General features: G+C 59.1%; 7 protein-coding genes and 2 pseudogenes. 7 read left to right on the top strand and 2 right to left on the bottom strand.

Features of this window, described 5'->3' with window-relative positions; all coding sequences use genetic code 11:
- Window positions 1-19: 19 nt before the first annotated feature.
- Together PMI26_RS16380 and glgX are read left to right on the top strand one after the other, a co-directional pair.
- Complete coding sequence (locus PMI26_RS16380) at window positions 20-355, top strand: DUF2934 domain-containing protein (protein ID WP_007974271.1); 336 nt, start codon at window positions 20-22, stop codon at window positions 353-355.
- A 193-nt stretch (window positions 356-548) separates the two neighbouring features.
- Window positions 549-2,711, top strand: coding sequence for a glycogen debranching protein GlgX (gene glgX / locus PMI26_RS16385; RefSeq protein WP_007974269.1), 2,163 nt, complete (start codon window positions 549-551; stop codon window positions 2,709-2,711).
- Window positions 2,712-2,976: 265 nt separating this feature from the next.
- Here glgX and PMI26_RS30625 read toward each other — a convergent pair whose 3' ends face one another.
- Together PMI26_RS30625 and PMI26_RS31880 are read right to left on the bottom strand one after the other, a co-directional pair.
- Window positions 2,977-5,613 (bottom strand): RHS repeat domain-containing protein, encoded by a 2,637-nt coding sequence (locus PMI26_RS30625; protein ID WP_157222268.1) that lies wholly within the window; start codon window positions 5,611-5,613, stop codon window positions 2,977-2,979.
- Window positions 5,614-5,722: 109 nt separating this feature from the next.
- A pseudogene (locus PMI26_RS31880) lies at window positions 5,723-5,908 on the bottom strand (hypothetical protein); the annotation flags it as partial.
- A gap of 148 nt (window positions 5,909-6,056) precedes the next feature.
- On the opposite strand from PMI26_RS31880, the gene PMI26_RS16390 reads away from it, so the two are divergent.
- From PMI26_RS16390 to PMI26_RS16410, 5 genes and pseudogenes are all read left to right on the top strand, one after another.
- Window positions 6,057-6,815, top strand: coding sequence for a PIG-L deacetylase family protein (locus tag PMI26_RS16390; RefSeq protein ID WP_007974264.1), 759 nt, complete (start codon window positions 6,057-6,059; stop codon window positions 6,813-6,815).
- A 274-nt stretch (window positions 6,816-7,089) separates the two neighbouring features.
- The gene (locus PMI26_RS16395) at window positions 7,090-7,890 is read left to right on the top strand and encodes an endonuclease/exonuclease/phosphatase family protein (RefSeq protein ID WP_007974263.1); all 801 of its coding nucleotides are present in this window, start codon (window positions 7,090-7,092) and stop codon (window positions 7,888-7,890) included.
- Window positions 7,891-8,163: 273 nt separating this feature from the next.
- The gene (locus tag PMI26_RS16400; RefSeq protein ID WP_007974261.1) at window positions 8,164-10,761 is read left to right on the top strand and encodes an autotransporter family protein; all 2,598 of its coding nucleotides are present in this window, start codon (window positions 8,164-8,166) and stop codon (window positions 10,759-10,761) included.
- Between the two features lie 300 nt (window positions 10,762-11,061).
- A complete protein-coding gene (locus PMI26_RS16405; protein WP_007974259.1) occupies window positions 11,062-12,129 on the top strand; it encodes an autotransporter domain-containing protein in 1,068 nt (355 codons plus the stop codon).
- A gap of 81 nt (window positions 12,130-12,210) precedes the next feature.
- Window positions 12,211-12,863, top strand: a pseudogene (locus PMI26_RS16410) (RHS repeat protein); the annotation flags it as partial.

Raw genomic sequence — 12,863 nt, 5'->3', positions numbered from 1 at the left:
TCAGTTCAGGAGCATTGCGATGAGTACAGACGATAAACGCATCCGCGAATTCGCCTATCAGATCTGGGAGTCCGAAGGAAAACCCGAAGGTCAGGAAGCCCGCCACTGGGAGATGGCGTGCAAACTGGCGGAAGCCGAAGCCCTGGCCCCGAAAAAGCCTGCGAAGTCCGCCGCCAGCAAGGCAGCGCCAAAGAAAACCGGCGACGCAAAACTTGGCCCCGACAAGTCACTCAATGGCAAGACCGCCGCGCCGAAAGCCAAAGCCAAACCGGCGGCGACTTCAAAAGTGATCCCGCCGGGAGAAAAGGCCGTCGAGAAAAAGCCCCGTGCGGCGCGAAAACCGCCCGCGGTTTGAGACAGTCCTGGCAAGGCTTGCGAAGAGTCACCATGAACGTCGAGCCTGATGGCCTCATCGCGAGCAGGCTCGCTCCCATATGGGATCTGTGTCGTTCAAAAATTTGCGGCCCGTTCCCGATCAATGTGGGAGCGAGCCTGCTCGCGATGGCGGCATGGCAGTCGCCATAGATTTCTAGTTTGCAGGAGCACTTATGACCAGCCCAAAGAAAGCCCCCGCGCCAGCCCCCCGCGCTGAAGCCACGCGAATCCGTGAAGGCCTGCCCTTCCCGCTGGGTGCCACCTGGGACGGACTGGGAGTCAACTTCGCCCTGTTTTCCGCCCACGCCACCCGGGTTGAACTGTGCCTGTTCGACGACAGCGGCGAGGTGGAGCTCGAACGCATCGAACTGCCCGAATACACCGACGAGATCTTCCACGGCTACCTGCCCGACGCTCATCCCGGGCTGATCTACGGTTATCGCGTCTACGGTCCGTACGACCCGGCCAACGGTCATCGCTTCAACCCCAACAAACTGCTGATCGATCCCTACGCCAAACAGCTGGTCGGCAAGTTGAAATGGTCTGAAGCGCTGTTCGGCTACACCATCGGCCACCCCGACGCCGACCTCAGCTTCGATGAACGTGACAGCGCGCCCTTCGTGCCCAAGTGCAAGGTCATCGACCCTGCGCACACCTGGGGCCACGACCACCGTGTCAGCGTACCGTGGGACAAGACGATCATTTATGAAACCCATGTGCGCGGCTTCAGCATGCGCCACCCTTCGGTCCCGGAAAACCTGCGCGGAACCTTTGCCGGGCTGATGGTCGATGACGTGTTGGAGCACATCCGCAAGCTCGGCGTGTCGACCGTGGAGTTGCTGCCGATCCACGCGTTCGTCAATGACCAGCATTTGCTGCACAAGGGCATGACCAATTACTGGGGCTACAACAGCATCGCGTTCTTCGCCCCCGACCCGCGTTACCTGGCCAGTGGCAAGATTGCCGAGTTCAAGGAAATGGTTGCGCACCTGCACGAAGCGAATCTGGAAGTGATTCTCGACGTGGTCTACAACCACACCGCCGAAGGCAACGAGCAAGGCCCGACCCTGTCCATGCGCGGCATCGATAACGCGTCCTACTACCGCCTGATGCCCGATGACAAGCGCTTCTATATCAACGACTCCGGCACCGGCAACACCCTGGACCTGAGTCACCCGTGCGTACTGCAAATGGTCACCGACTCCCTGCGCTACTGGGCTTCGGAAATGCACGTGGACGGGTTCCGCTTCGACCTGGCAACCATACTCGGGCGATATCACGGCGGTTTCGATGAGCGCCACAGTTTCCTCGTCGCCTGCCGCCAGGACCCGGTGCTGCGCCAGGTCAAGCTGATCTCCGAACCCTGGGACTGTGGCCCTGGCGGTTATCAGGTCGGCAATTTTCCGCCGGGCTGGGTCGAGTGGAACGACAAATTCCGCGACACCGTGCGCGCGTTCTGGAAGGGCGACAACGGTCAACTGGCGGACTTCGCCAGCCGCCTGACCGCTTCGGGGGATATGTTCAATGAACGCGGTCGGCGCCCCTACTCTTCGCTGAACTTCGTCACCGCCCATGACGGCTTCACCCTCAACGACCTGGTGTCGTACAACGACAAGCACAACGAGGCCAACGACGAAAACAATCAGGACGGCAGCAACAACAACCTGTCCTGGAACCACGGCGTCGAAGGCCCCACCGATGATCCCGAGATCAACGCGCTGCGCCATCGGCAGATGCGCAATTTCTTCGCCACCCTGCTGCTGGCCCAGGGCACGCCGATGCTGGTGGCCGGCGACGAGTTCGCCCGCACCCAGGAGGGCAACAACAATGCGTATTGCCAGGACAGCGAGATCGGCTGGGTCAACTGGGACCTCAGCGAAGACGGCAAGGCCCTGCTCAAGTTCGTCAAGCGCCTGATCAAGTTGCGCCTGACCTACCCGATCCTGCGCCGCGGGCGTTTTCTGGTGGGCAACTACAACGAAGACATCGGCGTCAAGGACGTGACCTGGCTGGCGCCGGACGGCACGGAAATGACCACCAAACATTGGCACGATGCGCACAACCGCTGCCTGGGCATGCTGCTCGATGGCCGCGCCCAGGAAACCGGCATTCGCCGCAAAGGTGCCGACGCGACGTTGATGCTGGTGGTCAACGCGCATCACGACATCGTTAATTTCCGTCTGCCGCAAGTGCCTGACGGCGGTTTCTGGACGTGCATGATCGACACCAACCAGCCGTCGATCCGTGGCCAGGAACGCTTCGAGTTCGGCCACGAGTACTCGGTTACCGGCCGCTCGTTGCTGTTGTTCGAGTTGCAGCATGAGGAAGAGGAGTAACGGCGAAGTTCAGCAATTCACCGCGCCAATGCCGCAGAGCGGAAAAATCATTTTGGCCGGGTTGGCGACGCGACTGGCATCTCTCCTTCCCCGAACGAGGGGAGACCGTTGGAATAGGGCTCCTGAACCAGCTGCCCGATTTCATGGGAGCCTGAAGCAAGTCCTGATGGTAATTCCGGGGGGCGAATCGCAATTCAACATGAGAGAGCAGTTAGACCAAGAGCTCAATTAATTCCCCCCCCCATTAAACAGGCGTCTGGCTTGTTTAATTTTTCGATAATCTGCGACGCTTCATTGGAGGGGAATACTCACTGGCGACAGCATTAAACTCAGTAGATTGAATGTTTTCTGGCTCTTCGATTGATACAGTGCCTTTAGATGGATCGAGCTTCCATCTATATTGCTCTAGTTCGCCGGAGACAGGCTTGACATTTATATAAAAATCGCGCCCTATTTTCTTCACATTAACGGCCCGTAATCCAAAGTCGTTTAGAATCCTTGCGGTGGACTTTCCATTTTGTGTTTTGCTCATGAAAACACTAAGCATTTCAGCCGAATCGCTTTTTAGCTTATCAGTTTTTTCGATTGTTTCTTCGTTCGTAACATTTTCTCTTTTTATCAATGATGGCAAATGACCAAAAAACTCTTTTTCTCGTGAAATAGTGGTGTATTGATATCGAGCAACATCATTGGCGTAATAATCTTTGCGAGTATCGTTTCTTTCGTTATTGGAAAATGTCCAGATATACGGCAGATATGAGTTGGTGAAGCCGTCATCTCTGTATTCTGTATCAATTTCATAATCGTTGATTTCACTTTCAGCGAAGTTTTGTTCGATGAATGTAAAACGTTTCGTCGATTCGTCGCCTAGCGCGTCAAATCGGGCCTGTAGTTCTTGATCTAAATAAGAAATGTTCAATACGTCTTTCTGATTCTTTGTTGTGAGTTTGTCGGAGTTTTCCGCTGAAGACGTACGTCCTAATCCATTGGCGTCATAAAAAGTCAACGGATTATTTTTCACCATCAAATATCGATTCAACCCATCCACATTCCCCGCCGGATCCGGACTCATCCACCGTTGCAACCACGGTGCATAGTATCGATGGCCATAGTAATAAAGCCCGGTGGCATCCCGTTCCTTGCCTGAATAACGACGTACCTTGTATTTCGCTTCCAATGCACTGTTGCCAGCCCACCACGCTGTGCCACCAAACGGGTAAAAACCTTCCTGGTTCAACAGTCTGGCATTTTCATCCAGCTCCAATGTGCAGGAGCCGAGCAGGTCGCAGAAGCTGAACCGCAGTTGATCATTCATAACGTCCTTTGGCGGATGTTCTACCCAATGCATCATCCGGATCCGGCTACGTCCCGCATCAGCTGAAATTACATGCCGTTCTTCACCGTGCGTGGCGTCGAGGTGAATTTCCAGCCCCGGTAAATAGCGCGTGTCGGCGTGTAAGGTGCGACGGCCTGTGTGGGTGATGCGGACCTTACGCAGGCGTTGGCCGCGAGGGCCGTAAATGTAGCGCTCATGGTCATCAGGCCCGCCTTCGCGCTTGACCATGGTGACCTCACTCAACTGCTGACGTCCGTCCCACCGGAGGTACTGGCCACGTTGCAATTGTCTTTGATTGCCGCAGGGATCGAACCCATTGACGATGTCCTCCTCTTCAATTCGTTCTCCGTCTGCTTGCAGCGCAAGACTGCGGTTGCTGGTGCCAGAGGTTTTCATGCTGAAGGTCGGTGCGCCACAGTGGCGGCGAGTGAGCAGGTTGCCAGCGGCATCGTAGTTGAAGGTTTGTGTGTAATGGGTCAGTTGATTCGGGTCCAGCGGAGTGGGCAGCATTGCCGGAAGTGCGGGACCGTATGTGGCGGGCATCACTTGTCTGCCACTGGCTTCGACCAGTTGGTAAAGACTGTCGTAACGATAACGGTTGATTGGCTCGACCCGCTGGTTTTTGAAAAAAACCACGGGCTGTGCCTTGTCTTCCAGATGAAGGATGTTGCCGACCGGATCGTAGCGGTAGTGCAGGTCCTGGAGTGGAGGGCTGCCGGGTACGGCGCTCACCAGTTGCATCGGACTGCCATCGTCTGCGGCATACAAAACTCGGGTAAGTACACCATTGCCAGCCGTTTCACTGACTATCTGTCCGGCGGCGTTGTAATGAATGTCGCTGACCAACGGGCGAGGCTCTTGCTCGGTGCTTGCTGGTTGCAACCGGGTTTCCTGGAGCTGGCCGGATACCGAATAAGCAAATTTTCGCTGGTTACCTTTGGCATCGGTCAGGCTTTGTGGATCGCCGGTGGCGGTGTAACCACGGGTGGAAACAAAAGCCTCGCCAACTTCCAGCAATGAGTCGCGCAGTTGAACGTCGAGCGGCCAGTCCGGCGTATCCAGGCTGCCGAGAAACTGCCTGGTTTCAACCAGTATTGCGCCGTGAACGGCAAACTCGTTCACATGCTGGCTGCCGGCACCATCATCGTGGCGTATCAGTTGGCCGCATTGGTTATGTGATGCACTTTCAAGACTGGCTGTCCCGTAGGTCAATCGTTCGATGACACGAAGCGGTTCATTGACCAACTTTTCACCGAGGGCAACCGGACGCTGAAGTGGATCGAATTCTGATTGATGCCAAGTGCCACGACTGTCCCACCGACACAGAACGGATTGAGCGTCATTCGGTAAATTCAACAGCCAACCGGCATCGACACTGTCACGAAATAGCGTCTGCTCCGAAAGGCTAAAGATCGTCGCGAGATTGGGGGCGGGGGCGTTGCCCCAGAGGCGCGGATCCCAATGCGCCACCAGCCTTGCAGCAGGGTCAAACACTTGGCGGGTTATCCGGGTGTCAACGGGCTGCTCCACCTGCTGTCGGCAGTAAGCTACCTCACGTACGGCCAAGCCACGCGCGTCCGTGACCGTCAATGTTGGCGTGCCCCTGTGGTGAAGCGCCCGGTAAGCCATCGCGGTACTTCGCTACCTGCCCAATGCCCGGAAACCAGCATGCCTGTCAATCGGGGAGCGGGATACTGTAAGAACTAACAGTTTTGACGATTAAAAATGCACTTCCACCGCCAACGGCAAATGGCAAATGGCAAATGGCAAATGGCAAATGGTCTGAAAGGTGCATCCACGGCTTGTTCCCGAGTATTTTCGGCTCATGGCTGCTGGCATTGCGCAGGTAATCTCGGTCCAGAGGCGACGAATAGCGTTGCATGAGCAATACTCGATACGCGGCAATCCAGGGTTGGGGTTGTCGCACCTCGCTATCCACCAGCCCTCACGGGTCGGCCGGGCTTGTCTCGCGCACGACTGAAGGCGAAGCAGCACAAGGACGTATACCCATGAAATCCGTTTCCCTCAGCGAAGCCAGCCTGCCCTCCCAGATCTGGAACAGTGCCCCGCAATTGGACAGCATTGCGGTCATCAACACCCAATCCCTGGTGCCTGCCGGTGCACGCGCAGTGCTCATTGCCCCGCACCCCGGCGATGAAGTCGTGACCTGCGGCGGCCTGCTGCAATTGCTCAGCAACCTGGGCCACCCGCTGCAATTGATCTCGATCACCGACGGCAGCGCCAGCCATCCCGGCTCTCGGCAGTGGTCGGAAAAACGCCTCAGTGTGTTTCGTCCCCAGGAAAGCGTGGAAGCCATCCGCCGACTCGGGTTGCCGATGCACAGCCTGAAGTGGATCCGTGGCGGGTTTACCGACAACGCCCTGGTGGAACACGAAGAACGGATCGCCCAGTTCATCGCGCGCTACCTGCGCCCGGGTGATGTGGTGTTCAGCACCTGGTGCGAAGACGGCAACGTCGACCACGACACTGTCGGCCGTGCCAGTGCCAGGGCGGCGGCCAGTGTTGGCGCCACCTACAACGACGTGCCGTTCAGGGCCTGGCACTGGCCGGCGCGGGACCGGGAGCTGATCCCCTGGCACCGTGCGCGCAAGGTGCGCCTCGATGCCTGGACCGTCGCCCGCAAGAGCCACGCCACCCACGCCTACGCCAGCCAACTCGACGGTGAACCCGCCATCGGCCTTGCGCCGTTGCTGCCGCGCACGCTGCTGGAGCGCATCCGTTTGCCTTATGAAATCGTCTTCGTCTGATCCCACTGCGCTTTCTGTAGGAGCGAGCATGCTCGCGATGGTCGTCAACGATAACGCTGGTTGGCAGGCGCCCCGCGGTGTTCTCCGGTTTATCGCGAGCAAGCTCGCTCCTACAGGGGGCATTGGCCGCCGATGTTAAACAGCGAGCTTGCTCGCGAAAAGCCTGAGATCGCCACAGAGTGTCAGATCTGGCGCGTCGGCGTTAAAGGCAAACTGAACTGCCCGTCCATGCATCAGTCGCATACATAGGCAGCCCCCAATCATAGGAGCGAACGTGGCCAGTCATTCCAAGCGGCAATCAGTTGAATCGGTGCCGTTGAGTACTCCCCCGGACATCCACCGACTGCGCGTGCTGACGGTCAACACCCACAAGGGATTTACCGCGCTCAACCGGCGCTTCATCCTCCCCGAGCTGCGTGAAGCCGTGCGCAGTACGTCGGCGGACCTGGTGTTTCTGCAGGAAGTGGTCGGCGAGCACGACCGCCACTCCTCCCGCTACAACGATTGGCCACAGACCTCGCAATACGAATTCCTTGCCGACAGCATGTGGAGCGACTTCGCCTATGGGCGCAATGCCGTCTATCCCGACGGTCACCATGGCAATGCACTGCTGTCGAAATACCCGATCCGCGAATACCGCAACCTGGATGTCTCCATTACCGGCCCGGAACGCCGCGGCTTGCTGCACTGCGTGCTGGACGTGCCGGGGCACAGCGAAGTGCACGCCATCTGCGTGCACCTCAGCCTGCTGGAAAGCCATCGTCAGCTGCAATTGCAGTTGCTCTGCCAGCTCCTCGAGTCCCTGCCGGATGATGCGCCGGTGATCATTGCCGGTGACTTCAACGACTGGCAGATGCAAGGCAATGCCGCCCTGGCCCGCCGCGACTACCTGCACGAAGCCTTCGAGCGCCACCATGGCCGCCCGGCCAAAACCTACCCCGCGCGGTTCCCCCTGTTGCGCCTGGATCGCATCTACCTGCGCAATGCCAGCAGCCATGAGCCGCAGATACTCGGGAACAAGCCGTGGACGCACCTTTCCGACCATTTGCCGTTGGCGGTAGAAGTGCATCTTTGAATGGCGGCGATTGGGTGCGAAGTACCGAAAAATCGTCCCCCACCTGTTATTTCTGACAGTAGCCACGTTGTATCGGTGCCTGCTACGTTGTTGCCGCCCTGACGGAAATCCGCCGGGGCTTGCGACACACACGTAGCGCCTTGGTTGCCGAAGGTACTTGCGGGTCATAGTTGCTCCCGATGTTGTCTTGCAACTCGCGCTGCCAAGCACGTCTGGTTCCTGGCCATCGATGATGGCCAAAGGAACGGAAGTTGATCCCATCGCGGAGGCAACATGGAGTTTTCGACAGATCTGCCCAAGTACCGTTATGGCGCCTGCCTGTTCTCGATCTGGTTATGTGCGAACTGGTCCCAACCCGTCTACGCAGCCTGCACACTCACCCCTACCGCCGGCAACGACAACTTCGTCTGCGACAGCGCCACCAGCGGGCCGTTAACCGATTTGTCGGGCAATAACACCCTGACCTTCCCCGCCAATGGCACCGGCAGGATCAACGGCAACGTGACCTTCGGTGCTGGCGCCGACGCTGTGAACATGGCCTCAGGCACCGTGGCCGGTGCCGTGGATCTGGGCGACGGGGCGGACAGCTTTATGATCAGCGCCGGGCAAGTCAGCGGGGCGGTCAGCCAAGGCAATGGCATCGATGACTTCATCATGTCCGGTGGAACCATTCAGTCCCTGGCCCAAGGGGACGGCCGCGATACCTTCCTGATGACAGGCGGCACCATCCTTGGCGCCTTCGAAGATGGCGACGTGGCCAGGATGACCGACGGCATCATCGACCGGGTCGACATGAAACTCGATAACAATATCTTCGATATGTCCGGTGGGCAGATCCTCCGCAACCTGGTGACCGGTTTGGGCACCGATGAGATCATCGTTTCCGGGGGGCGTATCGGCGGCAACATCAGTGTCAGCAACGGCAACGACAGCATCACGATCACCGGCGGAGAAATCGTCGGCGAGATTCGCGCCGGCAACGGTGATGACACGCTGGTGTGGGACGGCGGCGGGATCATCCGCTCGCAAGTCCTGCTGGAGGCAGGCAACGACCGCGCCACTTTGAGCAATCTGACCGAAAGCACCCTCGCCCTGACCCCGAGTCTCAATGGCGGTAGTGACAATGACTTGCTGACCTTCGATCACACCACCTCATCGGGCGCTGCCCGGTATATCAATTGGGAAACCCTCAATCTGGTCAAGAGCTCGCGACTGGATCTCGATGGCATTCTTCAATTGGGGGACAGCACCACGGGCACCGGCGTGTTCAACATCGACGGCAGCAGCGTGCTCACGTCAATCCAGGGCAGCATCACCTCTTCGACCGCGGGCCGCCTCGCCACCTTGAACAACAGCGGGGTCATCGACCTTGCCGGCGGTAACTCGCGTACCAACGACACCCTGACGGTTGAAGGCAATTACGTGGGTAACGGCGGTCAGCTGCTCTTGCAAAGCGCAGTGGGCGATGACAGCTCCCCCAGCGACAAGCTGGTGGTCAACAACGGAACGCTGACCGGCAGCACCCTGATCAGCGTCACCAACGTTGGCGGCGCGGGTGCCCTGACCCGGCAAAACGGCATCCAGCTGGTTCAGGCCCAAGGCACGGCGGTCAGCGACAACACCGCGTTCGCCCTCAAAGCCCGGGTGTCGGTTGGCGCCTTCGATTACCGTCTGTTCAAAGGCGGCATCACACCGGGCAGCGAAAACAGTTGGTATTTGCGCTCCTCGGTGGTGGCGCCGCCCGTGGTTGCCGTCGCCAACCCGGATCCCGCCTTGCCGCCGACGCTGGAGCCCATCGTGGCAGTGCCGGTCGCCGCGCCTGTGGTCGTGGCTAACGGGGTTCAAGGCACTGCAGGCGTCGTGACGCTCGAAGCTCCTGTGCTACCTGCCGCCGTACCCGGCGCAAAACCTATCCCCCTGTATCGCGAGGCGGTACCTGCCTGGTCGGTGGTGCCGCCGGCTGCAGCACAATTGAGCCTGTCAGCACTGGGTACCTTTCATGACCGTCAGGGCGATCAGCGCCTGCTCACGGAAACCGGGGCCCTGGGCGCCGGTTGGGGCCGGGTCTACGGCAAGAACCTCGAGCAGACCTGGGCCGGCACCGTCACGCCAAGGCTGGACGGCTCGCTCAATGGCTTCCAGGTCGGCAATGACCTGTTCAGTTCGCAACTGGCGGGTGGGCAAACCCAACGCAGCGGTTTCTTTATCGGCCACAGCCGCCTGCAAGGTGATGTTGATGGTTTCAATCAGGGCTTCGAAGGCAAACGCTCCGGAAACGTCGAGTTGAAAGGCGACAGCCTTGGCGCGTACTGGACCCTCACCGATCCCGCCGGTGCCTATTTCGATGCCGTGGCCATGTACACTTGGCTCAATGGCGACAACCGCTCCGAAAGTGGCCTGAAGATCGACAATGACGGCCACGTAACGACGTTATCGGCAGAAGTCGGCTACCCGATCGCCGTGGCTGGCAACTGGGTGGTCGAACCCCAGGCCCAGGCGATATATCAGAAGGTCAAACTCGACAGCCAGGACGACGGCATCTCCCATGTCTCGTTCGATTCCGACAGCGCCTGGACCGGTCGCGTCGGCGCTCGCCTGAAGGGTCGCTACGAAGTCAGTGGCCGACCGCTGGAACCCTATCTGCGGGCCAATATCTGGCACACCTTTACCGGTACCGACACGGTCACCTTTGACCATGTCGATCAGGTCGAAACCCAACAACGAACCTCGTCCGCCGACCTCGGTATCGGGATGGTGCTGAGCGTTGCCGCCTCAGTCAGTGTCTACGCAGGACTTGACTACACCAGCAATATCGACAGCAACCAACAACGGGGAACGGTCGGTAACGTGGGGGTTCGGGTCAGGTGGTGAGGAGTTGAAACCGCTCTATCCCGAGGTTTTTTGACGATTGCTCGAATAAACAAGCACCTGGAAACACACCATTGAACAGGCCCTTTTAAACCATTACCACTGATCGGCCATCTTCTTGACTCGACTGTTTCGGTCTTCTTGACTTCAGGTTACTACCCCCGAAAACACTACCAGGACCAGCCACGGGCTCCCGTAAAAACGGGCAGCCCGTGACGCCGCCTAATCCATTCGGTCGCCCCTCATTCGGGGTAGGAGAGACGCCAGAACGAGATACCGCATGCGACTGCAAGGTAGACCTCCATGAAAACTTCACTCACTTCACAAGAGATCAAAGTCACTTTTTGCACTGTATCGAGTTCACTTCTGCTGTGTTCCTCCATTGAATTGCTCGCCGCCACTGCCGAGCAGGAAACAACGCCGTGGTATCGCCAGGACATCCCGACTATCGGTCTGACTACCTTTGCAGCAACCTGGCCCGGTGAATTCAGCGCTCATCCCGATCTGCGCAGTTCCAGCCTGACTACCGAAGACGCCGCGCCCACGGCCTGGGACCAACTCTACGGCCAGCCCTCCCGCCAGGCACAAGCCGATTACCTTTCCCTGGGAATGGCCGTTCCCGGCACCCACGAACTCAAAGGCCCGGCGATCCTCACCCTGCAAAGTGCCAGCGGCCATACGCAAAGGGTCGGTCTGGTCGGCGGCACGAGTCAGTACCAGCTCAACAACAAGGGCGCGCCGATCACCCCGGCCATGTCCGATCCCAACCGCGACGCGCTCAACCTCCGGGGGCAAAGCCTCGGCGCCTATTGGAGCCTGACCGGTCCACAAGGCTGGCACGTCGACCTGACCGCCAGCGGTGGCCGGGTCAGCGGCGTCAGCCGCAATGAGCAAGGGACGCGAAGAGCTACCGAGGGCAGTGCGATGACGCTGTCGGTGGAAGGCGGTTTCCCTATCGGCCTGGGTGAAAACTGGGTAATTGAACCCCAGGCGCAATTGATCAATCAGCGCATCACCCTGGACACTCCGTATGCTGGCTCGGGCAACGCGTCCTCCAGTGACCTGACTTCGTGGAGCGGTCGAATCGGTGCGCACTTGAAAGGCAGTTACGACATCAGCGGGATGCCGGTCGAACCCTACGTACGGACCAATTTGTGGCACACGGTGTACACCGGCAATACCGTGACCCTCGATCAGGTCGACAAGATCAGCAGCAGCCGCAAGTCCTCGACCGTCGAACTGGGCCTGGGTCTGGTCGCCAGAGTCACCCCGACCGTGAGCCTGTACGTCAGCGCCGACTACAGCAGCGACGTGGACGACAATGATTTGAATGGTTTGATTGGCAGCCTGGGTGTGCGGATGCGTTGGTAAAACTGGTATTTCTTACAGTATCCACGACATTGACGGCGATGCATTGTAATGGGCAAGTCACCCTGATCGAGGCCGGCACGGATGTCTGTGGACCATGCGCATCACGGCACGCCCACCCTTGCGGTTTCAGACGCGCGCGGGCTGGCGGTCAGGGCCGTTCAATACCACCGGCGGCAAGCGTTCGATCCGGTTGAGACGCGGGTCACGCATCAACGCTTCGATGCCGCCGGACGGCCCGTGGCCGGTCGTGATCCGTATCTGTTTGCCCTGGCGCAGAACGATGCGTCGGTCCCGGCGAACCTCAATCAGGTATTCAGTTTGTCCGGCGTGCCGTTGGCCAGTGACAGCCTCGACGCCGGGTGGCAGGTGGCGTTGCAAGGTGCTGCCGGGCAAATCGTGGAGCGTTGGGACGGTCGTGGTAGCCGCACGCTGACTGAGTTCGATGCACTATTGCGCCCCGTGGCGGTGCGAGAGCGTGGCGGTGAGAGCGCTGAACACGTGATTGAGCGCTTTACCTATGCTGGGGTTGATGCCGACACGGCCGTGCACAACCTGTGCGGCCAACTGATCCGTCATGACGATCCGGCCGGCACGCTGCACCTGAAGGAGCTGGGGCTCGGCGGCGCGGTGCTGCAACAGATTCGACACTTTTTGCGCGATGCCGACACACCGGATTGGCCGGCGAGCGAAGCCGCCCGCGACGCCCTGCTCGAAACCGGCGATGGCGCCACCAC

Source organism: Pseudomonas sp. GM33, assembly GCF_000282295.1.
Taxonomy (GTDB): Bacteria; Pseudomonadota; Gammaproteobacteria; order Pseudomonadales; family Pseudomonadaceae; genus Aquipseudomonas; species Aquipseudomonas laurylsulfatiphila.
This window is presented reverse-complemented; position numbering and strand designations above follow the sequence as displayed.